General features: G+C 72.5%; 17 protein-coding genes. 3 read left to right on the forward strand and 14 right to left on the reverse strand.

Going from position 1 to position 21,892, the window contains the following annotated elements:
- Nucleotides 1–31: 31 nt before the first annotated feature.
- The 3 genes from U8525_RS25250 to U8525_RS25260 all read right to left on the reverse strand — a co-directional run bounded on the left by U8525_RS25250 (nucleotide 32) and on the right by U8525_RS25260 (nucleotide 3,222).
- Entirely contained in the window at nucleotides 32–529 is a 498-nt protein-coding gene (locus U8525_RS25250; RefSeq protein WP_374268876.1) for a hypothetical protein, read from the reverse strand.
- Between the two features lie 123 nt (nucleotides 530–652).
- Entirely contained in the window at nucleotides 653–1,708 is a 1,056-nt protein-coding gene (locus U8525_RS25255) for a metallophosphoesterase (protein ID WP_374268918.1), read from the reverse strand.
- 143 nt (nucleotides 1,709–1,851) lie between these two features.
- Entirely contained in the window at nucleotides 1,852–3,222 is a 1,371-nt protein-coding gene (locus tag U8525_RS25260) for a hypothetical protein (protein ID WP_374268877.1), read from the reverse strand.
- A 398-nt stretch (nucleotides 3,223–3,620) separates the two neighbouring features.
- Between U8525_RS25260 and U8525_RS25265 the strand changes: the two genes are divergently transcribed.
- Both U8525_RS25265 and U8525_RS25270 read left to right on the forward strand, forming a co-directional pair.
- Complete coding sequence (locus U8525_RS25265) at nucleotides 3,621–6,338, forward strand: protein kinase (protein ID WP_374268878.1); 2,718 nt, start codon at nucleotides 3,621–3,623, stop codon at nucleotides 6,336–6,338.
- 149 nt (nucleotides 6,339–6,487) lie between these two features.
- Nucleotides 6,488–7,045, forward strand: coding sequence for a hypothetical protein (locus tag U8525_RS25270; protein ID WP_374268879.1), 558 nt, complete (start codon nucleotides 6,488–6,490; stop codon nucleotides 7,043–7,045).
- Nucleotides 7,046–7,213: 168 nt separating this feature from the next.
- Here the strand turns inward: U8525_RS25270 and gyrB are convergent, their stop codons facing one another.
- Both gyrB and U8525_RS25280 read right to left on the reverse strand, forming a co-directional pair.
- A complete protein-coding gene (gyrB, locus tag U8525_RS25275) occupies nucleotides 7,214–9,670 on the reverse strand; it encodes a DNA topoisomerase (ATP-hydrolyzing) subunit B (RefSeq protein ID WP_374268880.1) in 2,457 nt (818 codons plus the stop codon).
- 122 nt (nucleotides 9,671–9,792) lie between these two features.
- Nucleotides 9,793–10,248, reverse strand: a complete 456-nt coding sequence (locus tag U8525_RS25280) for a hypothetical protein (RefSeq protein ID WP_374268881.1) — start codon at nucleotides 10,246–10,248, stop codon at nucleotides 9,793–9,795.
- A gap of 111 nt (nucleotides 10,249–10,359) precedes the next feature.
- Between U8525_RS25280 and U8525_RS25285 the strand changes: the two genes are divergently transcribed.
- A complete protein-coding gene (locus U8525_RS25285; RefSeq protein WP_374268882.1) occupies nucleotides 10,360–11,112 on the forward strand; it encodes a GNAT family N-acetyltransferase in 753 nt (250 codons plus the stop codon).
- Nucleotides 11,113–11,134: 22 nt separating this feature from the next.
- Here U8525_RS25285 and U8525_RS25290 read toward each other — a convergent pair whose 3' ends face one another.
- The 9 genes from U8525_RS25290 to U8525_RS25330 all read right to left on the reverse strand — a co-directional run bounded on the left by U8525_RS25290 (nucleotide 11,135) and on the right by U8525_RS25330 (nucleotide 21,883).
- Nucleotides 11,135–11,953 carry a helix-turn-helix domain-containing protein gene (locus U8525_RS25290; RefSeq protein ID WP_374268883.1) on the reverse strand — a complete coding sequence of 273 codons (819 nt, stop codon included), beginning with the start codon at nucleotides 11,951–11,953 and terminating at the stop codon, nucleotides 11,135–11,137.
- A 5-nt stretch (nucleotides 11,954–11,958) separates the two neighbouring features.
- Nucleotides 11,959–14,124 (reverse strand): cation:proton antiporter, encoded by a 2,166-nt coding sequence (locus tag U8525_RS25295; RefSeq protein ID WP_374268884.1) that lies wholly within the window; start codon nucleotides 14,122–14,124, stop codon nucleotides 11,959–11,961.
- A gap of 129 nt (nucleotides 14,125–14,253) precedes the next feature.
- A complete protein-coding gene (locus U8525_RS25300; protein ID WP_374268885.1) occupies nucleotides 14,254–14,631 on the reverse strand; it encodes a response regulator in 378 nt (125 codons plus the stop codon).
- Nucleotides 14,628–16,256: an ATP-binding protein gene (locus U8525_RS25305; protein ID WP_374268886.1), complete on the reverse strand. Its 1,629-nt coding sequence runs from the start codon at nucleotides 16,254–16,256 to the stop codon at nucleotides 14,628–14,630. The genes U8525_RS25300 and U8525_RS25305 overlap by 4 nt, the downstream gene beginning before the upstream one ends.
- A 228-nt stretch (nucleotides 16,257–16,484) precedes the next feature.
- Entirely contained in the window at nucleotides 16,485–17,117 is a 633-nt protein-coding gene (locus U8525_RS25310) for a TIGR02265 family protein (RefSeq protein ID WP_374268887.1), read from the reverse strand.
- Between the two features lie 271 nt (nucleotides 17,118–17,388).
- A complete protein-coding gene (locus U8525_RS25315; RefSeq protein WP_374268888.1) occupies nucleotides 17,389–18,552 on the reverse strand; it encodes an alanine--glyoxylate aminotransferase family protein in 1,164 nt (387 codons plus the stop codon).
- 163 nt (nucleotides 18,553–18,715) lie between these two features.
- A complete protein-coding gene (locus tag U8525_RS25320) occupies nucleotides 18,716–19,615 on the reverse strand; it encodes a zinc metalloprotease (RefSeq protein WP_374268889.1) in 900 nt (299 codons plus the stop codon).
- 247 nt (nucleotides 19,616–19,862) lie between these two features.
- Nucleotides 19,863–21,059, reverse strand: a complete 1,197-nt coding sequence (locus U8525_RS25325; RefSeq protein ID WP_374268890.1) for an MlaD family protein — start codon at nucleotides 21,057–21,059, stop codon at nucleotides 19,863–19,865.
- Nucleotides 21,056–21,883, reverse strand: a complete 828-nt coding sequence (locus U8525_RS25330; protein WP_374268891.1) for an ABC transporter ATP-binding protein — start codon at nucleotides 21,881–21,883, stop codon at nucleotides 21,056–21,058. The genes U8525_RS25325 and U8525_RS25330 overlap by 4 nt, the downstream gene beginning before the upstream one ends.
- Nucleotides 21,884–21,892: the final 9 nt, after the last annotated feature.

The following is a 21,892-nucleotide window of genomic DNA, read 5'->3' on the forward strand; positions in this document are numbered from 1 at the left end:
ACGGGGGCACGCGGTCTTCTCTTGCGCGGGCTTAGGACTGGAGGCTCGCGGCGGCCTCGTCCTGCGCGCCGTCCGCGCCGTTGCCGCCGTCCGTGAAGAGGTTGGCCACCGGGCGCAGCTTGGGGGGGCGGCCGCGGCGGCGCGGGGCGTTCTCCTCGCTGCCCTGCGCCGCGCCCACCGGCTCCCCCGGGGCCTGGCCGCCCTTGCGCACCGGGCGCGGCAGGTGGATGGCCTCCAGCTTCCCGCCCAGCTCCGCGTCGTCCTCCGCGAACACCTTCGCGTACGCCAGCGCGCGCTGCCCCTTCTGCAAGAGCGACTCCTGGCTCTCGTTCAGCGCCTGCCTCGCCGCGTCCAGCGCCGCCTGCGCCCGGGCCACCGCCTCCGCCTTCTCCCGCACGTGCGCCGCGGCCTCGCCCAGCACCGCCGTGTCCACGTCCGGGAACTTCACGTCCGCCAGGTCCGTGGCGAACAGCTCGAGCAGCGCGCGCAGCGCGGGGGAGATGGAATCGTTCTCGGGGGTTTCGAACATGGGCAGGCCTCCTCACAAGGCGGTGAACGGCGCCTATCTGCCCAGATGTTCAGTGTCCTTTCAAGGGGGTCTTCTCGCGGGCCGGAAAGTCGGCCCCGCGCGCTTCGTCAAGGCCCGTGCTGATCAATCCACCCGCACCAGCCCCACCTCCCGCACCCCCGCCGATGGATCCACGTCCACCGCCAGGAAGTGCCGGCCCACCCCGTCGAAGCGCTCCGGAATCGCCCCGCCCCCTCCCGAGATGAACGCCGGGATGCCCGCGTTCGAGAACGAATAGTAGCTGTGGATGTGGCCGTAGAGCGTCAGGTCCACCCCCGCCCGCGCCAGCTTCCCCACCAGCCCCGCCGCCTCGTTGCGCACCGCGAAGCCTCCGCCCCGGACGCCAATCGGATCCAACGGGGGGATGTGCATCGCCACCACGTGCACCGCGTCGCGCGCCTCCTCCAGCCAGCCGTCCAGCGCCTCCTCCACCAGCGGATCCACCGTGCTGCTGCCGGAGTCCACCAGGCTGAAGTGCACGCCCCGGAAGACGAAGTGCTGGCTGCCCCGGCCCACCAGCCGCTGGTACTCGCGCGCGTCGTCCGTGAAGGTCTCGTGGTTGCCCAGCGTCGCGAACAGCGGGATGCGCGAGTCCGCCTCCAGCCGCCGCTGGAACTCCTCCAACTGCTCGCGCGTCCCGTACTCCGTCAGGTCCCCCGCGAAGAAGATGAAGCGCAGCGTGGGGTCCTGGTTCAGCCGCGCGTAGATGTCCCCCACCTTCGACAGCGCCTCCTGCACGTCCGCCAGCGCCGCGAACCGGAACGGCTCCCGCGCGTCCCAGTCCGGCGGCGCCACCGTCAGCCGCGCCGCCGCCCCCGGCCGCAGGGCCACGCGCCACACCTTCACCGTCGGGTGCGCGTCCGGCAGCGCCTCCACCTCCAGCGGCGCGCCCGCCGCGTCCACGGCCTCCAGCGCCGCGTCCGGCATCGCGTTGTGCACCGTGAACAGCCAGTCCGTCCGCGCGTCCGAGGCGGCGGTGACGCGCGTGGTGAACGCCGGCGCCTGCCCCCACAGCTCCAGCGTCCCCGACGCCAGCGTCCGCACCGACGCGAGCCCGCCCTCCACCTCCACCGTCAGCGCGGCTCCTTCCGCCTGTCCCACGCGCGTGTCGCGCACCGCGCGGTCCTCGCCGGGGCGCATGCAGCCCGCCGTCAGCAGCGCCGCCGTCAGGCCCACCGCGCCCAGGGCCCGAAGGCCATGCTGGGAACGCGCGCCCGGGGTGACGGCTCCCCCGCGAAGCCGCGCCGCCTCCCGCGCGCCCACCGCGTCCTCACGCGTCCCGCTCACGTGTCACCTCCCACCGCGTACACCAGCGACAGCCGCCCCATCAACGCTCCGCCCGCCTGCGCCTCCGCCGCCACGCCCCAGCGCTCCGTCACCAGCACGCGCCCCTTCAAGCCGAACGACCCCACCATGCCGCCGCCCCGGCCTCGCACCCCGCCCACCAGCCCGTCCTTGCGGTGGTCGTAGAAGAGCACCGCCTCGCCCCTCAGCGGCCCGCCCCGCCCCAGCCATACGCCGTAGCCGAACGTGTAGAGCAGCTGGCCGTACAGGTTGTCGTCGTCCACGCGCCCCGGGTAGCTGTACGCCTGCGCGGACACCCCCAGGCCGCCCTCCACGAACGCCCCCGCGAAGCGCGGCCCGAAGCGCGCCAGCGCGTAGCGGCCCCTGAGCGCCACCTCCCCGCCGCCCAGCGTGAAGCCCTCCGTCGGGTAGCGGTGGTACGTCGCGAAGCCCTCCACATCCAGCGACGTCCCGTCCCCCAGCCCCAGCATCCGCTCCGGCGCGCCCCACAGCCGGTACGCCGCGCCCGCGCGGATCAGCGTGTTGCCCTCGTCCGGCGCCAGCCGCGCGGACGCCTCCAGCCGCACCGCCGACAGCCGCGCCACCGCGCCCAGCGCGAAGAAGTTCCGGGAGTCCGCCGTCGCGTCGTTCACGTACTGATAGCCCAGGTCGAGCTCCAGCGGCGGCAGCGTGTCCGGCACGCGCCCCGGGTCGAACGCCGGCGACGTCACCGCGTACAGGTTCGCCAGCATCGACAGCGAGAACACCCCCGCCCCCGTCAGCGTCACCGCGTACAGCGGCCCGATGGTCTTGCGCGACGCGCCCGTCAGCGCGATGGGCACCAGCCCCGCGGCGACGAGGCCCAGCCCCGTCGCCTCCGCCGCGAACAGGCCCCTCGCCGTCGCCGCGTCCCCCGCCGTCCACGCCCCCAGCCCGTGCAGGAGCAGCCCCGGCGCCACCGCCACCGCCACCGGCAGCGGCTTGAAGGGTGGCCGCGGCGCGTCCTCCCCCAGGCGCGCCTGGGGCTCCGACACCCGGCCCCCGTCCAGCGCGCCCTGCGGCTCCGCCGGGGCCTCCGGCGCCACCACCGGCCCCGCCTCCGCCGCGGACGCCGTGGGCACCGGCCTGGGGCCCTCCTCCGTCAGCACCCGGGCCATCACCTCCGGCGGCACCACCGCCGCGTCCGAGCCCCGGCGCGACGGCGTGTCCCGGGGGATGTCGCTGCCGCCCAGCTCGGGACCGCTCGCCAGCAGGTCGAACGCGGACCTCCAGCCGCCGTCCTGCGCCCGCGCGGCCCCCGAGGCCAGCAGCCACCCCAGCACCACCACGCAGGTGGCCCGCGCACTCCACACCGGGCGCCCATGCCCCATGGCCGTCGTCTCGCTTCCCAGGAGCGGCCTTCCACCACCCCCACCCCGGACCGAGGCCCGGAACGGCGCAGGTGATAACCCCGCCCCCGGGAAGCGCTGAACGAAGCAGCGTGAAGAAGTGTGAACCGGCGCAACAGTCCGCCTCACGGCCCTCCCCCGCCCACCCTGGAACGTCGCGTCACCGCCGAGGGTGGTTCCGACCCATGGGGAGGCTCGCGGCATCCGGTCAGCACCCGGAGCGAAATCTTCGCATGCCATGCGAGCGCGCCCGGGACTTTCAATGGAAGGAGAGTATGCTGGGCCTTCCCAATCCCGGCCTCGCCTCCCCGCTCGTGGCAGAACCCAGTCTCCAGCCATTCGGCAAGTACGTCCTGGTCTCCAAGCTTGCCGCGGGAGGCATGGCGGTCACCTACCGCGCGCGCATGACGGGCGCGATGGGCGTCACCAAGCCTTGCGTCATCAAGCAGATCCTCCCGCACTTCGTGGACGACCACGACTTCGTGGAGATGTTCATCAGCGAGGCGCGCCTCGTGGCGGGCCTGACGCACGGGAACATCGCGCAGATCTTCGACTTCGGTGAGGTGGACGGGCAGTACTTCATCGCCATGGAGCTGGTGCACGGCCAGCCCCTGTCGAAGGTGCTGCGCCGCGCCTCGCGCGCGGGCATCGGGTTCTTCCCCCAGCCGCTGGCGCTGCACATCGTCAGCAAGCTGTGCGAGGGCCTGGACTACGCGCACCGCCACGTGGGCGAGGATGGCCAGCTGCTGGGCCTGGTCCACCGCGACGTGTCCCCGGACAACGTCCTCATCTCCTACGAGGGCGAGGTCAAGGTCATCGACTTCGGCATCGCCAAGGCCACGAGCGCGGTGGAGGCCAAGACGTCTCCGGGCACGCTCAAGGGCAAGTACCCGTACTTCTCCGCGGAGCAGGCGCAGGGGCGGCAGGACCTGGACGCGCGCACGGACGTGTACGCGGCGGGCGTCGTCCTCTACGAGATGCTCTGCGGCCGGCGCCCCTTCGAGGGCGAGTTCGTCACCGTGCTGCCCCGCATCATCACCGGCGACTGCCTGCCCCCGTCCGCCATCAACCCGGCCATCGGCGAGGACCTGGAGAGCATCGTCGCGCACGCGATGGCGGTGGACCGCGACGCGCGCTACCAGACGGCGAAGGACCTGAGCGAGTCCGCGGTGGAGCTGCTCTACCGGGACACGCCCCGCTTCACGCCCGCGATGCTCAGCCAGCTCATGACGTACCTCTTCGCGGAGGAGCTGGCCGCCGAGGGACGCAAGGTGGAGCTGGCGCCCGGCTTCAAGGAGCAGCTGGCCGCGTGGCAGACGCCGGGCTCGGAGCCCTCGCAGGGCCGCGCGCGGCTGCCGTCCAGCAACGGCCGGCCGTCCAGCAACGGCCGGCCCTCCAGCCCCGGCGTGCGCCCCTCCAGCCCCGGCGTGCGCGTCACCGGCAGCACGCCCGCCCTGCGGCCCTCGACCGACGGCGCCCCGCGCCGCTCGTCCACCCAGGCCACCGCCGTGCGTCGCAACACCAGCACCGGCGCGCGCCGCGTGACGACGGGGGGCCCCCGGGAGACGACCGGCGCCGGCCGCCGCCCCCTGCCGCCCGAGCTCCCGCCCGAGCCGGACACCGACGGCGGCATCGAGCCCACCGCGATGCCCCCGGCGCTGCCCACGCTGGCCGCGCCGCATGACACCCCGGTGGAGACGGCCATCGCGCCGGAGCCGCCGGAGCCCGTGGAGAGGGAGGCCCCCCGGGTCCGCACCACCGCGGACGACGCGCGCGACAAGCTGGCCGCCGAGGCCGCCGAGCACGAGCGCAAGCGCGTGAAGCAGGTGCGCCAGCTGAGCATCGCCGTGTTCGGCGTCACCGCCGTGCTCGCCGTCCTGGGGCTGCTGCTCCACTTCATGTCCCCACCGGAGGTCCCCGAGGGCACCGGCGAGCCCGTCGTCCTGTGGCTCACCTCCAAGCCGGAAGGGGCCTCCATCGTCGTCAACGGCCGGCCGGTGGGGACCACCCCCAGCCGCGTCATCGGCGCGGATCAACGGACGCCCCACACCATCGTCATCACCCGGCCGGGCTACCGCGCCTGGACCCGGCGCTTCACCCCCAACCAGCAGGAGGTCCACCTCAAGGCGGAGCTGGAGGTGGCGCCCGGCACCACGCAGATGGCGTCGGAGATCCCCACCGCCACCGCGCTCGACGCGGGCGCCCCGTCCCAGGACGCGGGCACCGCCGGCGCGGTCGCCGCCGCGGGTGGCCCCGCCGAGGACGCGGGCACCGCCCCGGAGGCGGACGGCGGCCTGGCCTCCGCCGGGACCGCGACGGGCGAGGACGCGCTGGCCAACGACCCGGACCGAGAGATGCGGCGCGTGGACTACCCCACCCGCCTGCTGGTGCTGCGGCCCATGTACAACGCGCTGCCGCTGCTGGAGTACCCGACGGCCACCATCGACGTGTCGCCCTCGGTGGCCTACTCCGTGTGGACCGAGGGCAGCGCGGCGTTCGCGAGCGGCGACGGCACCGCGTCCGGCACGCTCGTCTACTACGCGGAGGGCGACGTGCCCGCGGACAGCGCCGTGGGCTTCGTCAGCGGCGCGCCTCGCACCCTCAAGGGCGCGAAGAAGCTCCACTTCTTCGCGCTGGATGACACCGGCCCCGAGGACAACCGCGGCGCCGTGCGCGTGCACCTGCGGCAGTCCGCGTACGTCCCGCCCCGCTCGGTGCTGTTCGAGGCGGACAAGAACGCCGTGCAGGTGAAGCCCCAGCACCAGATGCTGCTGCGCGGCCTCAACCCCAAGTCCACCTACGCCTTCACCGTGCGCGACGACTTCGCGGAGGTGCGCTCCGGCGCCAATGGCCGCGTGCACACCGTGCTGTGCGTGGAGAAGGGCCCCAAGGCCGAGTCCGTGCGCAGCACGCACCGCCTCTTCGAGACGGGCAAGCGCTACCAGGTGTCCGGCGTGCAGGACCTGCGCTGCGTCTTCCCCGACCTGCAACTGGGGGACAACCAGGGCGCGCTCGATTTCGACATCGTCGACGTGACGAACATGTCCCGCAAGGAGCGCGCGGAGGCGCTGCGCGGCGCCCGGAGCTCCGAGCGGTAACGGCCGGGCAGCCGGGCCCCCGCCCGGCGAGGACGGCCGGCAGGCGAGCCGTGGCTCCACTCCCGGTCTCGCCCTGACGCGCTGCTCCCGCGCCCCCGGCCCGTGGCTACCCTCACGGACATCCACTTCTTCTCCACAGGAGTCCGCCCATGATGCCCGTCCTGTCCTCGGCCGGCCTGGTCCTGCACGACCTGGGGCTCGCCGCCGGCTTCGGTGGTTCGCTCTTCGGCAAGGTGGCGCTCAACCCCGCGGTGAAGGTGCTTGGCTCCCAGACCGAGCGCGGACAGGTGGTGAACGCCGCCTGGAACGGCTTCAACATCGTCAACGCCGCGTCCGTCGGCCTGGCGGCCCTCACCTGGCTGGTGGGCCGCTCGCGGCTGACGGGCCGGGAGCTCGACCGCACCACGCGCGGGCTGGTCCTCGCGAAGGACGTGCTGCTCGGCGCCACCGTGGCGCTGGGCGCGGCCAACATCGTCGGCGGGGCCCTCCTGGCGAAGCAGGCCCCCGGGGGCGCCGTGCCCGTGGAGACAGGCCTGACGCCCACCGCGCGCACGCCGGAGAAGGCCGCGCGGACGATGCGGGCGCTGGACGTGGGCGGCATCGCGAACATCGCCGCCATGGCGGGCGTCATCGGCGTCACCGCCCTCCTGAACATGCGCGCGGGGGCGTCCTCGCGCTGGTCACTCCTCTCCAGGTTCCTTCCGTAAGGGCTCACGGGGGCCGCCACGCTTCGCTTCCGCGGCCCGGCTCGACAAGGATGGGAAGGGCACGTGGGCGCGGAGCCGGGAAACGGCACCGGGCCCACGGGTCTTTCCGTCCCGGGGCCCGGCGAGTGACGGCCTGGTGCTTCAGGGCGCCGCGCGCGGCGCGGGACCTCAGATGTCCAGGTTCTGCACGTCCAGCGCGTTGCGCTCGATGAACTCGCGGCGGGGCTCCACCGCCTCGCCCATGAGCAGGGAGAAGATCTCGTCGCTCTCCACCATGTCCTCCACCCGCACCTGGAGCAGCGTGCGGCGGCTGGGGTCCATGGTCGTCTCCCAGAGCTGCTCCGGGTTCATCTCGCCCAGCCCCTTGTAGCGCTGCAGGCCCAGGCCCTTCTGCGCGTCCTTGCGGACGGCGGCCAGCACCTCCTGCACGGAGAACGCCGTGACCTCGCCCGCGTCCACCTGGACGCGGTAGGGCGCCTTGCCCAGCGAGTGGAACGCCTCGCGCAGGGCGACGAGCTCCAGGTACTCCGGCGAGGACAGGTAGGCCTGGTCGAAGACGGACTCGCGCATGGAGCCGTTCACGTCCGTCGTCACCACCAGCCGCTGGGACTCCTGCTGCTCCGCGTCCTGCTCCAGGCGCGTGGACAGCCGGCCCACCACCTCCGGCATGCGCCGCTGGCAGTACTCGCGCATGGACGCGAGCTCCGCCTCCACCGCCGCCCCGTCCGCGAGCAGCTCCGCGCGGAGGTTTGTGGCCTGCGCCAGCGCGTCCACGATGCGCGCGTCGCGGCGCTTGGCCTGCTTCTCCAGGCGCTCCTCGTAGGTGATGACCTTCTCCAGCAGCGCCTTGAGCTCCGCGCCGCCCAGCTCGCCCGTGGGCGTCTTCACCCGGCAGTGCTCCGCGGCGATGCGCAGCAGGTACTCGTTCAGCGCGCGCTCGTCCTTGACGTAGGTGTCCTTCTTGTTGCGCGTGACCTTGTAGAGCGGCGGCTGCGCGATGTAGACGAAGCCCCGGTCGATGAGCTCGCGCATCTGCCGGTAGAAGAACGTGAGCAGCAGCGTGCGGATGTGGCTGCCGTCCACGTCCGCGTCCGTCATCAGGATGATGCGGTGGTAGCGCGCCTTCTCCGGGTCGTAGTCCTCCGCCCCGATGCCCGTGCCCAGCGCGGTGATGAGCGTGACGATCTCCGCGCTGGTCAGCATCTTCTCGAAGCGCGCCTTCTCCACGTTCAGGATCTTTCCGCGCAGCGGGAGGATGGCCTGGTTGCGCCGGTCCCGGCCCTGCTTCGCGGAGCCACCCGCGGAGTCACCCTCCACGATGTAGAGCTCGCTCTCGTGCGGGTCGCGGCTCTGACAGTCCGCGAGCTTTCCGGGCAGGCCGCCGCCGTCCAGCACGCCCTTGCGGCGCACCGTCTCACGCGCCTTGCGCGCGGCGAGGCGGGCGCGGCACGCGTCGCCAATCTTCGCCACGACCTTCTTGGCGAGCGGCGGGTTCTCCTCGAGGAAGGTGGCGAGCTGGTCGTTCACCATCTGCTCGACCAGGCCCTTCACCTCGCTGTTGCCCAGCTTCGTCTTCGTCTGGCCCTCGAACTGGGGGTTGGAGAGCTTCACGGAGATGACCGCGGACAGGCCCTCACGCGCGTCCTCGCCCGCGGGCGTCTCCTTCAGGTCCTTCCAGAGCCCGCCCCGCTCCGCGTAGCTGTTGAGCGTGCGCGTGAGCGCGGCCTTGAAGCCGGACAGGTGGCTGCCACCCTCGTGGGTGTTGATGTTGTTGGCGAAGGTGAAGATGCGCTCGTCGTAGCCATCGTTCCACTGCATGGCGATCTCCAGCGACACGCCCTCGCGCTCCGACTTGATGTAGACGGGCTTGTCGTGCAGCGCCTCCTTCGCCTTGTTGAGGTACTCCACGAAGGAGGAGATGCCGCCGTCGAACTTGAAGTCGTGCTCCTTCTGGGTGCGCTCGTCGCGGATGGTGATGCGCAGCCCCGCGTTGAGGAACGCGAGCTCGCGCAGGCGCTGGCTGAGCGTCTCGAAGTTGAAGTCCACCGTCTCCATGACCGTGGGGTCCGGCTTGAAGTGGATCAACGTGCCGCGCTTGTCCGTGGTGCCCGTCTCCTGCGGGGGGCCGTTGGACACGCCGCGCGCGTAGGCCTGCTCGTAGACCTTGCCGTCGCGCTGGACGCGGACCTTGAACCACTCCGACAGGAAGTTCACGCAGGTGACGCCCACGCCGTGCAGGCCGCCGGACACCTTGTACGCGCCGTTGCCGAACTTGCTGCCGGCGTGCAGCTCCGTGAGCACGACCTCCAGCGTGTCCTTGCCCTTGAACTTGGGGTCGGGGTGCGGGCCCACGGGGATGCCGCGGCCGTTGTCCTGGACGCTGAGCGAGCCATCCACGTGGATGACCACGTCGATGTCCGTGCAGTGGCCGGCGAGGGCCTCGTCCACGGAGTTGTCGACGACCTCGTACACGAGCTTGTGGAGCCCGTAGGTCATCGTGTCGCCGATGTACATGCCGGGGCGCTTGCGGACGGCCTCCAGCCCTTCGAGCTTGGTGATGGCGTCCGTCCCATAATCGGCGGGCGGCGCGGCCGGCGCGACACCGGTAGCGGGGGTCTTTTCCATGTGAAGCGTGTCCTTGGGAAAGGCTGCCGTTGCGACAGGGCTCAAGCCCGTTGTGCCTACCACCACCGGGCATCCCGGACAAGCTCCGGGAGCCCACGCAAGGCTGCGGAAAGATTCATGAATCAGGCATCGAAACGCGAGGGCGGGAGGCGGTCCTCCAGCGCCGCGATCAGCTCTTCATAAACAGCCCTGCGGGCGAAAAGATGTCGCGTGACGAGCACCCTTCCCTCCTCCTTGAGGAACAGGCCCAGCACGCTCCCCTTGCGGCCGACCTGGCGCACGGAATCAATCTGCCCCCAGTGCAGCTCCAGCGGCTGGCCGCTGAAGGGGCGGGCCACCCGCACGCCCGCGGCGTCCAGGGTGACGCCCCACCCCGCGCGGGGGCGCAGGCGGTGGATGGAGACGAGGAAGGCCAGCATCAGGCCCGCGCTGAGGCCGGCGCGCGCCATGGCGACCAGCCCCCCTCCGCCCCGGTAGTCCGCCAGGGCCCAGGCGGTGAGGACCGCCAGGAGGCACGCGCCCACGATGAGGGCGATTCGGGTGGGACGTGGATCGAACGAGAAGAAGCGCGGGGTCATGGTGGCGGGCGGAAAGGGAGTGAAACCTAACCCCCTGGCGCACGGTGTGCGCGTCCTTTCCTCCGGGGCTGTTCTTTGCCCGTCGTCCCCGTGCCTAGGCTGGCGGCCCGCATGACGGACGCCGAGCTCACCCAGCGACTGCGCACCAACCTCATCGCCTTCAAGCGGCTGCAGGCCGAGCGCGGCCCGCTGCGCCACCTGCGGCTGCCCGGCGTGGACGCGTTCGCGCTCCCCCGCTACCAGGACGCGCACTTCCAGCAGGTCCTCTTCACGGACGCGGACGCGCTGGCCCGGGCGCTGCCCGCCGTCGCGGACTTCTACCGGGGGCACGGGCTGCCGCGCTGGCGCGTCACCCTGACGCCGGGGCAGCGGGACGCGGCGCGGGTGCTGGGCGCCGCGGGCTACCGGCCGGACTTCACCGTGGTGGCCATGGGGGCCTGGCTGGAGGAGCTGCCGGACGCGGCGCCCGGCGTGCCGGTGGAGCCCGTGGAGGACCTGAACGACCTGGTGGAGCTCAACGTCCAGACCTACGGCGCCGAGTGGCGGGACATCCTCTCCGTGTGGCAGCGGCCGCCCCGCCTGCCGGTGCACACCGTGGTGGCGCGCGAGCACGGCCGGGCGCTGTCCTGCGGGCTGGCGGTGGACGTGGCGGACACGGCGGGCGTGTACCTGGTGGCCACCCACCCGGAGGCCCGGGGGCTGGGGCTCGCGTCCGCGGTGATGCGGGGCATCATCGCCGAGGCGCGCAAGCGCGGGTGCGCCGCGACGGTGCTCCAGTCCACCCCGGCGGGCCTCCGCGTGTACCGGCACCTGGGCTACCGCGACATCGGCGCCTGGGAGCACTGGGTGCCGCCGGCGCGCTGAGGGGAGCGCGGCCCCCAGGCCCTCAGCGCAGCGCCTCCAGCTCCTCCAGCGTCTCCAGCACGCGCTGGGGCTCCTCCAGGCCGTGGAGCCGGTCCGCCAGCCCCCGCCCCGCGAGCCGCGCCACGTGCGCCAGCCGCATCAGCCGCGCGCGGCCCACGTGGCCGTCCACCAGCGCCACCACCAGCCGCAGGGGCAGGCCGTCCGGCGTGTCCACCTTCAGGGGCCGGGCCAGCGTCACCAGCGCCGCCGCCGGGGCCGCGCCGGCCACGAACGCGTGCGGCACCGCCACGCCGCTGCCCACCTGGGACGGGACCTCGTCCTCCCGCTTGCGCAGCCCCTCCGCGAGCGCCGCCGCGTCCGCGCCGGGCAGCGCCGCCGCCAGCCGGCCGGCCGCCACGTCCAGCGCGTCGTCATAGTCCCCGCAGGAGAGCTGCACCACCACCCGCTCCGCGCTCAGGAGCGGCCCCAGCGGGGGCACGGGCTCGTCGCCGCGCACCTCGCGCAGGGGGAACTCCGCGTCCAGGAAGGCCCGCACGCGCGCCAGCTGCGCGCCGGTGAGCTTGCGCCGCGCGATGTCCAGCATCAGCGTCCCCGCCGCGGGCACGTCCTCCAGGTAGCCCGCGACATAGGGGCTCACCCGGTTGGCCACGTCCATCAGCAGCCCCGGGGGCACGTCCAGCTCCCGGGCGATGGCCGTCAGCCGCTCCTGCGTGGGCGGCGCGTCCACGCCGTTCTCCACGCGGCTCAGGTACGCGCTCGACACGCCGATGCGCCGGGCCAGGTCGCGCAGGGACAGCCCCGCGTCCACCCGCAGCAGGCGCAGTGTGGCTCCCAGGTGCATGGCGGTCAGCTCCGCGCGCCGAGCGGCTGCGCCGACGGGTGGGGCGCTTCCGTCGCCGGGCCCTGCTCCGGGGTCCGGGCCGGCACCGTCGCCGCCTTCGATTGGCGCACGAGGAGCAGCGAGGCGGGCGCGTCGCGAACGATTCGCTCGCGCTGCACGCCAAACAGCCGGTCTTCCAGGCCCCATTCGCTCCCCAGGCCCACCACCACGAGGTCGTAACCCGCCTTCGCCTCCTCCAGCGCGGCCTCCTCCGGCGACGCGTGGCGCACCACCTTGAGCTTCACGGCGGCGCCCTCGTCCGCGGGGAACAGCTCCTCCACCTGCGCCCGGCCCGCGCCCGCGCCCTCGGGCGACGTCACGTGCAGCACCGTCACCTCCGCGCCGGCCTGCTTCACCAGCCGCCGCGCCAGCCCCAGCGCCGCCCGGTCATGCTGGCTGCCCACGAAGGGCACCAGCACCCGGCGCACCTGCGCCAGGCCCCGGTCCACCAGCACCGCCACCGTGCCGCCCGCCTCCTGCATCACCTCGCGCACCGTGCCGCCCAGCACCGTCTGGCTGAAGAGCGGCTTGTGCCACCCCAGCAGCACCAGGTCCGCGCGCTTGGCCTGCGCCGTGCGGCAGATGTCCCGCGCGGGCTCGGAGGACACGAACGACAGCGTGCGCACCGGCAGCCCCAGCTTCTCCGCGCGGCCCACCAGGGGCGCCAGCGCGCCGCCGGGCGCGGCCGTGGGCTCCAGCGCCTCCTCCGCGCGGGCCTTGAGCGCGCGGTCCGGCGACAGCAGGTGCAGCGCGTAGAGGTTCGCCTCGTTGCGCTCGCCCGCCAGCGCGCGCGACAGCACCGCCATGCCCGGGCCGGCCTGCCCGTGCGACACGCACAGGAGCACCGTGTACGCGGACGGGGCCAGCGACGGCTCCGGCGCCTGCACCAGCTTCTCGCGCGCCAGCTCCTCCGGCGAGTACAGCAGGCGCAGCAGCGGCGTGGTCATGAAGGTCGTGACCAGCGCCATGATGACCATCATCGTGAAGAGCGTGGGCGAGATGACGCCCAGGTCCAGGCCCAGGTTGAGCACGATGAGCTCCATCAGGCCGCGCGTGTTCATCAGGACGCCCACGGCCCCCGCCTCCCGCCACCGCAGGCCGGTGAGGCGCGCGGCCACCGCGCTGCCGCCGAACTTGCCCAGGCACGCCAGGGCGATGATGGCGCCGCACGTGAGCCACGCCTCCGGCGTGTCCAGCAGGCCCAACTGCGTGCGCAGGCCGCTGAAGGCGAAGAACACGGGCAGCAGCAGCACGACGGCCACGTCCTCCAGCTTCTCCGCCAGCGCCGCCGCCAGCCCGCCCTCCTTGGGGATCACCGCGCCGAACATGAAGGCGCCGAAGAGCGAGTGGATGCCGATGGACTCGGTGGTCCACGCGGAGGCGAGCAGGAGGATCATCGTCATGGCCACCACGTTCTGGGTGAGCCCCTCGCGGTTGGCCACGCGCGCGCCCAGCCGGGCGAGGAACGGCTTCACCAGCAGCAGCATGAAGCCGATGTAGAGCAGCGCGAACACCGTGGTGAGCGCCGCGTGCGCCAGGTCCGACGCGCGCACCAGCGACACCACGAACGCCAGGATGCACCACGCCGTCACGTCGTCCACCGCCGCGCACGCGATGGCGATGGCGCCCAGCCTCGACTGCATCAGCCCGCGCTCCGTGAGGATGCGCGCCAGCACCGGGAAGGCCGTGATGCTCATGGACACGCCCATGAACAGCACGAACGAGGAGAACGGCACGTCCGGGCTGGACAGCGACTTGTAGAGCCACAGCGCGCCCGCCACCGCGCCCAGGGCGAACGGGGTGATGATGCTGGAGTGGCTGATGGCCACCGACGCGTGGCCCCGCCCCTTGAGCAGCTTGGGGTCCAGCTCCAGGCCAATCAGGAACATGAAGAGCACCAGGCCGACCTCGGCCAGCATCTTCAGGAACGGCATGGAGTCCGGAGGGAACAGCCAGCGCATGGCGTCCGGCGCCAGCCAGCCCAGGAGCGACGGGCCCAGCGCGATGCCCGCCACCACCTCCGCGATGACCAGGGGCTGCCCCAGCCAGCGTGCGCCCCGGCCGATCAGCCGGGACACTGCGATGATGACGATGAGCTGGACCAGGAGCTGGGCGAGCATGTGGGGATTCATCGGACAGGCCTCGCTTGAAAGTGTTAAGGACGCACTTATCAGCGGCCTGCGCGCAGCGTCAACACGGACGCGCCAGGCCGCCTGCGAGGGAGGACACACACTCCAGGTGACCCCGAGTGACTCCGGGTCTCAGGGGGCCTCGGGGGCCTTGTTGGCCGCCACGGCCTTGAGGAGCGTCTCCACGTCCACCGGCTTTCGCAGGTAGCCGCAGGCGCCCATCTCCTCCGCGACCTGGCGCGCGTTGGCGGAGGCGGAGAAGACGAGCACGGGGATGTCCCGCCACGCCTCCACCTGGCGCATCTGCCGGCCGAAGGTGGCGCCGTCCATCACCGGCATCATCATGTCCAGCAGGACCAGGGCCGGCTGCACCGGCTCCCGGCGGAGCACCTCCAGCGCCTGGAGGCCGTTGCCGGCGCCGAACACGGTGTAGCCCGCGTCGCGCAGGACCTCCTCCAGCGCCTCCCGCAGGTCCGTGTCGTCATCCACCACCAGCACCGGCCGGCTCACTCGCGCGCCTCCCTCTCCAGCGGCAGCTCCAGCGTGAAGCGCGCGCCCTCGCCCGCGGTGGGCTCCGCCCAGGCCCGTCCGCCGTGCGCCTCCGCGGCGCGGCGGGCGAGGTAGAGCCCCAGGCCCAGGCCGCCATACGAGTGCGAGCTGACCGCGCGGCCGAAGCGCTCGAAGATGCGCTCCACCTGGTCCACGGGCACGCCGATGCCCCGGTCGCGCACCTGGATGCGCGCGAAGCTCCCTTCCCGCCCCACGTCCACCTCCACCGGCCGGCCCGGACCGAACTTGAGCGCGTTGGAGATCAACGCCGCCACCGCCTGGTCCACCCGGAGCCGGTCCCACGTCCCCCAGAGCCCGCGGCGGGGGGACTGGCGCAGCTCGCACCCGGCCGCGCGGGCCTCCGCCTGGTAGCGCTCCAGCACCTCCGCGACCAGCTCCTCCAGGTCGAAGTGCTCGGGCATCAGGGACAGCTCGCCGCTGGACAGCTGCGACACGTCCAGCAGGCCCTCCACCAGCGTGCCCAGCCGGCGCACCTGGCGCACGCTGCGCTCCAGCCGCGTCACCACGTCCGGCTCCAGCTTGTGCGCCTCCGAGCGCTGCAGGAGCGTGCCCAGCTGGAGCCGCAGCGTGGTGAGCGGGGTGCGCAGCTCGTGCGCGGCCACGGTGAGGAACTCGTCGCGCAGGCGGACCGCTTCACGGGCCTCCTGGAAGAGCCGCGCGTTCTCCAGCACCAGCCCCGTCCTGCGCGCCAGCTCCTGCGCCAGCGCCAGGTCCACCGGCGCGAGCACGCGCTCGCCCAGCGTGCCCATGGACAGCACGCCCAGCCGGCCCTCGTTGCCGGGCAGGGGCACGTTCACCACGGAGCGCAGCCCCAGCCCCTCGATGGCGCGCTGGTGCGCCGCGTCCTTCGTGATGAGCACCGGGCGCTGGCGCACGTCCGGAATGAACTCCGGCTGGCCGGTGCGCAGCACGTGCGCGGGACCCGCGGCGGCCTGGGGGTCCAGCGGGAAGCGCTGGTCCAGCGTCCACGCGAGGGCGCGCCGCTCCGCGTCCGGGTGCGCCAGCGCCACCAGCCGCAGGCCGCCCTGGTCCGGGTCCTGGAGGAAGAAGGCGCACCAGTCCGCCACCCGGGGCACCATCAGTTGCACCAGCTGGTCCAACCGCGCCGCCTGCTCCAGGGACGCCGTGAGCAGCTCGCTGGCCCTGGCCAGGATGTCGCGGTCCAGCTCCGCCCGCGCGCGCTCGCGCCGCACGCGCGTCTCCTCCAGCTCGCGCGCCACCGCCGGCCCCAGCCGGGCCAGCCGGTCCTTGGAGAAGCAATCGCGCGCGCCCGCCTTCATCAGCGTGACGGCCTGCTCCTCGCTCAGCTGGCTGGACAGCACGATGAGGGGCACGTCCCACCCCCGGGCGTGCAGCAGCGCCAGCACGTCCAGCGCGTTGAAGCGCGGCAGCCGGTAGTCGCACAGCACCAGGTCCCACGGCTCGGAGGCCAGCGCGTCGCGCAGCGCCTCCAGCGTCTCCACGCGCCGGGCCGTGGGGAGGTAGCCCGACTGCTCCAGCTCCGCCGTCACCAGCGCCGCGTCGTTGACGCTGTCCTCCACCAGCAACAGCCGGAAGGGCGTCATGCCCGGGCCACGCCGGTCAGCTCCGGGGGCTGAGCATGCCCCACCGGCCGGGAGCCTCGTGCTGCATCCATTTGCGTGACTCCTCCCGTGGGGTGTGGGCCTCTTTCAGCACATGCTAGTGGCCCTGCCTGTCACGCCAGCGGGAGAAATGGCGGACGTTCAGCACCGAGCGGTGGCTGGTGAACGTCCCGCGTCCGGACCCCGCGCGCACGCGGGGGTATTCATGGATTACCAGGAGACGTCGTACTCGCTGTCCAGCAGGGACAGCTGCCGCCCGTGCACCTGGATGTCCTGCGCGCCCACCGCCTCCAGGGCGGCCTGGAGCACGCCCTCGTGGTACGGCACGGGCATGAAGTCCCGGCGCATCACGAAGCGGGCGCTGTGGTCGCCCGTCCAGAGCACGCTGCGCTCGCCGTAGGACACCGCGGCGCGGTAGCCCTCGGCCATGTGCTGGAGCATCCGCCGGGGGTTGCCGGCGGCGGACTGCATCAGCTCCCGGCCGAACATGGAGGACAGGAAGTCCACCGTGGCCTGCGTCCCGATGTACCGCAGCGCCTGCTCCCAGTCGCCCAGTTGGGGGCGCAGGAGCCGCGTCGCCTCGGCGGCCATCGGGAGGAAGTGCGTCACCGGGTACAGGTCCGCGGGGTTCAGGTCCTTGAGCCCGGACGCCGCCAGGCACCTCGCGCCGGACGCCTCGCCCTGGAGAAAGCCCACCACCCCGGCCACGCCCAGGAAGAACATCCCCCGCGCGCCATCCTCCGCTGTCGCGGCCAGGCACCGCTCCGCCAGGTGCCACTCCGCGCCCTCCGCCACCCCGACCGCCGCCGCCTTCGACGAACCTTCCACGGGTCCGCGATCCATACCGACACTCCTGCTTCAAGCGCTGGAATCAGGCCCCCCCGTTGCCCAGGTCCCATCCTCCAGCGCGGCCCTTCCCCCTCACAGGTGCCGGGGCCCACGCCCCGCCCACACCGTGCAGCTAAATCACATAATTCCAGCGAAGCGGCAAGAAAAACATGGAATCCAGGAAGTACCTGTCATTATCTTCCAGCTTATCCAATTCTAATGGGGGCACGGACGGCTTCTCTTGAGCCCTGAGAAGGGATGAGGGCCGCGCCCCACACTCCGAGTCCTACTCGGAGAGGATGGCCTGGGCGGCGGAGACGGCCGTCCCGGGGGCGGCGGGGCGGTGACCGGCGGCGCGCAGGGCGCGCTCGATGGCGCCCACGGTGACGAGCACGTCGCCGGCGCTGACGCGGTTCATGTGGCCCACGCGGAAGTAGCGCGTCTTGATCTCGGGGTGGAGGCCGCCGGCGATGGCCACCCCCTGGGCCTTCACGCGGCCCACGAGCGTCGCGTCCACGCCGTCCGGGTAGTACACGGCGCTCAGGGTGTTGGCGGCCACGGCCTCCGATGCGGGGACGAGGCGCAGGCCCAGCGCGCCCCAGGCGGCGCGGAAGGCGCGGGCCATGCGGCGGTGGCGCTCGAAGCGGGCCTCCATGCCCTCCGCGAGGATCTGCCCCAGGCTCACGTCCAGCGCGCACACCAGGGGCGTGGGCGGGGTGGCGAAGTAGGCGGGCTTGCCGGCCTCGTAGGCCTCCATCACCGGCAGCCACTCCGCCCAGTCCGAGTACACGCTGGCGACGGGCGCCTTGCGGGCCCTCCACGCGGCGAGCGCGCGGGGGCTCACGGTGAGGAGCGCGAGGCCCGGGGGCACGCCCACCGCCTTCTGGCTGGCGGTGAGGTACACGTCCGCGCCCCACGCGTCCTGGTGGAAGGCCTCGCCGGCGGTGGCGCACACGCCGTCCACCACGGAGAGGACGCCGTGCTGGCGCGCGGCCTTCACCAGCGGCTCCACGGGCGCGAGCACCGCGGTGGAGGTGTCCACGTGGGTGGCGGTCATCAGCTTGAAGCCGCCGCGCTGGAGCTCCGCCTCCACCTGGGCCACGTCCGGGGCGCTGCCCACGGCGCCCGCGCGCACGTGCGTCACCTTCGCGCCGTGCCGCTCCAGGATGTGGGCCATGCGGTCGCTGAAGTAGCCGGTGTTCACCACCAGCGCGCGGTCGCCGGGCTCGACGACGTTCGCCACGGCGAGCTCCATGGCCAGCGTGCCGCTGCCGGAGACGACGAAGGGCTGCGAGCCGGGGGCGAGCGACACCTCGCGCAGGCGCTTCAGGGCCCGGCCGAAGGTGGCGATGAAGCCCGCGTCCAGGTGCCCGGGCACCGGCCCGGACATCGCCTGCAGCACCTCCGCGTCCACGTCCACCGGCCCGGGAATCATCAACAGGTCTCTCACGGCGCCATACCCTCCTGAAGGCCCCCTCCGGATGAGACGGCGGAGGGCGGTCCCCCACTGTGAGCAGCGCGTGCCGGGTTGTCCACGCTGGAAAACGAAGACGCCGGAGCCCCGTGCAGTGGGGGACTCCGGCGTCCGGGACTCCAGGAGGCGAGGCCGCGGCCTAGCGGTACGTCGCGGTCACGCTGTCCGCGCGGGACACCTGACCGGCGGTGAACGAGTTCATGCAGCTGTCGTCCGTGTAGTCCATGAAGTTGTAGATGGGGTCCACGCCGCCGCCCGAGCAGGTGTCGCGGCCCACCGGGCAGCCGTACGCGGGCGAGGCCTCCGGCGGCGTGTCGCTGACGGAGTCACCCGAGCCGGAGCAGCCGCCCTGGAACGTGTGGTACAGGCCCAGCCAGTGGCCGACCTCGTGCGTGCCCGTGTCGCCCAGGTTGTAGGGGGACGCCGTGCCGCCGGGGACGCTGCTGAAGAGGATGACCACGCCGTCCATCTTCGGCTGGCTGGTGTAGCTGGAGGGGAAGGTCGCCCAGCCCAGCAGGCCGCCGCTGAGGTTCGCGGTGTAGAGGTTCAGCGACTCCTTGCCACCCTTGCGCAGGGAGTTCTTCATGTTCTTCTCGTTGGTGCTGCCCTGCGCCAGGTTGAACCACGACGCGTTGGTCGTGCGGTCCGTGCCAGCCAGGGTGAACTTGAACGGGGTGTTGGCGTACGCCGCGTTCAGCACGTTCATCTGCGCGGTGATCTGCGAGTCCGGAACGTCGCCGTTGGCCACGCCCGTCCCCTTGCGGATGACGTGGACGTAGACCGGCACGTTCACCGAGCCCACCGCGCGCTTCGCCTGCACGCGGCCGGCGATCGCCGCTTCAATCTCCAGCTTCTCGTCGGCGGACGGCTCCACGGTCGCGCAGCCACGGTGCGGAATGGCCTCCGCGTGGGTGGTCTCCTCCGCGGGAGCTGGAGTCGGCTCCTCGGAGGTCGGGGCGTTGTTACAGCCCGCCAGGGACATCAGGGTGCCAACGACCACCGCGATACGGCCACCACGCTGCGCGACGTGACGAAGCATTTTCCCAACTCCTCGGAAAGTGGGGAGGCGGAAATACACGGAACAACCCGCTCAAGTCAATGGGCGCTGGAAACCTGAATTCACTCCAAAAACCGATGAAGGCAAACCAGGCGTCGCGGGCGGAGGTGCGGCCTGTCTGTGTTTCATTTCAAAGAAGAAAGACGCCGGAGCCCCCTGAACGGGGACCCCGGCGGCGGAAGACCGGCCACGGCCCGGCGCGCGCCTCTTCCCGGACGCCCTGGAAGGCTCAGGGGGCGGGGGGCGCGGCGTCGGGCTTCGCGGGGGTGCCGGCGTCGTCGGGCGTGAGCTGGGTGGGCGCCGTCTGGGGAGCGCCCACCTGCTCCAGGGACTCGCGGTTGCTCAGGGAGAAGCGCACCAGGGCGCGGAGGATGCGGTTGCGCTTCACGTTGCCCAGCACCTCGCGCAGGTCGTCGTAGACGGTGGGGTCGTTGACGAGCGCGCCCAGGGTGCCGTCGCCCCGGGCCACGGTGGCGGTGATTTGCTTGATGTCCGCGGCGGCGCTGCCCAGGTCCGCGAACATGCCCTTCGCGTCGCCGTAGACGAGCTGGTGCACGGCGCCGTTGGGGCTCTTCTTCGCGTCCTCCAGCAGGCCCGCGAGCTGGCCGGCCGCCTCGCCCAGCTCGCGCATGGCCACCGCGCCGTCCTGGCCGTAGATGAGCGCGTGCGCGGTGCCGTCGCCGCGGCGGACCTCCCCCAGGAGGGCCTCCACGTGGCCCAGGGCCCCGTCCAGGCGCTTCGCGGCGCCGGACGCGTTGGAGAGCAGCGTGCTCACCTCCTGGCCCATGCGCGGGTCGTAGATGAGGGCGTGCAGGGCGCCGTTGCCCTTCTCCACCTCCTCGATGATGTTGCGCAGCGAGGCGACGCTCCGGGCCAGGTCCTTCGACAGGTCCGGGTTCGCGTAGGTCTTCACGGCGTCCTTGAGGGACTCGCTGATCTCGACGGAGTTCTCCATCACCCGGCTGGCGCTGGACATCAGCTTGGACAGGTCCCCGCCGGTGGCGGACTTCACGACGCCGCCGGGCTCGATGGGCGGCTGGTCCGCGCTGCCCAGGGAGATGTCCACCGCCTTGTCGCCCAGCACGCCCATGCTGGTGAGGCGGGCCACGGAGTCCGCGCGGACGCGGCCCGCGTAGACGCCGGCCACCTGGAACTCCACCTGCAAGCGGCTGTCCGAGAGGTCCTCGGAGAAGGACACGCTGTTCACGCGGCCCACCTTCAGGCCGCCAATCCACACGGGGGACTGGTCGCTCAGGCCGTCCACGCTCTGGAAGTAGGCGCGGAAGATGACCTGGCGCTGGAAGAGGTTGGACTCGCGACCGATGAAGAAGACGACGACGCCGGCCACGGCGAGGCCCACGGCGACGAAGAGGCCCGCCCTCACGGCCAGGCGCTTCTCCTTGGGGGTCGAGGTGAAGAGACTCATGGTGTTCCCCGGGGGTTCAGCTCCAGGCGGCGCGCGTCGATGAAGGCGCGCACCTCCGGCACCTGGGAGCGGCGCATCTCCTCCGGGGTGCCCACCTGGACAATCTTGCGGTTGGCCAGCATGGCCATCCGGTCCGCCAGCACGAAGGCGCTCACCATGTCGTGCGTGACGACGATGGACGTGGCGCCCAGGCGCTGCTTCATCGAATCAATCAGCTCGTTGATGGTCTGCGTGGTGACGGGGTCCAGCCCCGTGGTGGGCTCATCCCAGAGGATGACCTCCGGCTCCGTGGCGATGGCGCGCGCCAGGCCCACGCGCTTGCGCATGCCGCCGGACAGGTCCGAAGGCATCAGCTTCTCCGTGTTGGGCAGGTCCACCAGCTCCAGCTTCTCCGCCACGCGCTTCTGGATCTCCGCGCGGGACATGGTGGGGAAGTGCTCGCGCAGGGGGTACGCCACGTTGTCCGCCACGCTGAGCGAGTCGAACAGCGCCGCGCCCTGGAACACCATGGCCACGTGCTTGCGGACCTCCAGGAACTGCTCCTCGGAGAACTTCGCCAGGTCGTAGCCCTCGAACAGGATGCTGCCGCCGTCCGGGTGCAGGAGGCCGATGAGGCACTTGAGCAGCACGCTCTTGCCCACGCCGGAGCCGCCCAGCACCACCAGCGTCTCGCCGGCGCGCACGTCCAGGTCCACGCCGTCGTAGATGCGCTTGGCGCCGAACTGCTTGATGAGCCCGTCGAAGCGGATGAGCTCCTCGCCCGGCGTGGGCTTGCGGAAGCTGAACGGGACGGCGGGGTCGCTGTGGTGGCGGGCCTTGCGCATGGTGCGGGC

The organism is Corallococcus sp. RDP092CA (assembly GCF_041903675.1).
In the GTDB taxonomy this organism is placed as follows: Bacteria; Myxococcota; Myxococcia; order Myxococcales; family Myxococcaceae; genus Corallococcus.

Bases quoted from the DNA above. Each gene is read 5' to 3' on its own strand.
- U8525_RS25325 (WP_374268890.1), bottom strand. From the start codon at position 21,059: ATGAGTCTCTTCACCTCGACCCCCAAGGAGAAGCGCCTGGCCGTGAGG.
- U8525_RS25305 (WP_374268886.1), bottom strand. From the start codon at position 16,256: ATGACGCCCTTCCGGCTGTTGCTGGTGGAGGACAGCGTCAACGACGCG.
- U8525_RS25280 (WP_374268881.1), bottom strand. From the start codon at position 10,248: ATGACCCCGCGCTTCTTCTCGTTCGATCCACGTCCCACCCGAATCGCC.
- U8525_RS25250 (WP_374268876.1), bottom strand. From the start codon at position 529: ATGTTCGAAACCCCCGAGAACGATTCCATCTCCCCCGCGCTGCGCGCG.
- U8525_RS25330 (WP_374268891.1), bottom strand. From the start codon at position 21,883: ATGCGCAAGGCCCGCCACCACAGCGACCCCGCCGTCCCGTTCAGCTTC.
- U8525_RS25285 (WP_374268882.1), top strand. From the start codon at position 10,360: ATGACGGACGCCGAGCTCACCCAGCGACTGCGCACCAACCTCATCGCC.
- U8525_RS25290 (WP_374268883.1), bottom strand. From the start codon at position 11,953: ATGCACCTGGGAGCCACACTGCGCCTGCTGCGGGTGGACGCGGGGCTG.
- U8525_RS25260 (WP_374268877.1), bottom strand. From the start codon at position 3,222: ATGGGGCATGGGCGCCCGGTGTGGAGTGCGCGGGCCACCTGCGTGGTG.
- U8525_RS25320 (WP_374268889.1), bottom strand. From the start codon at position 19,615: ATGCTTCGTCACGTCGCGCAGCGTGGTGGCCGTATCGCGGTGGTCGTT.
- U8525_RS25255 (WP_374268918.1), bottom strand. From the start codon at position 1,708: ATGCGCCCCGGCGAGGACCGCGCGGTGCGCGACACGCGCGTGGGACAG.
- U8525_RS25270 (WP_374268879.1), top strand. From the start codon at position 6,488: ATGATGCCCGTCCTGTCCTCGGCCGGCCTGGTCCTGCACGACCTGGGG.
- U8525_RS25265 (WP_374268878.1), top strand. From the start codon at position 3,621: ATGGCGGTCACCTACCGCGCGCGCATGACGGGCGCGATGGGCGTCACC.
- gyrB (WP_374268880.1), bottom strand. From the start codon at position 9,670: ATGGAAAAGACCCCCGCTACCGGTGTCGCGCCGGCCGCGCCGCCCGCC.
- U8525_RS25310 (WP_374268887.1), bottom strand. From the start codon at position 17,117: ATGGATCGCGGACCCGTGGAAGGTTCGTCGAAGGCGGCGGCGGTCGGG.
- U8525_RS25295 (WP_374268884.1), bottom strand. From the start codon at position 14,124: ATGAATCCCCACATGCTCGCCCAGCTCCTGGTCCAGCTCATCGTCATC.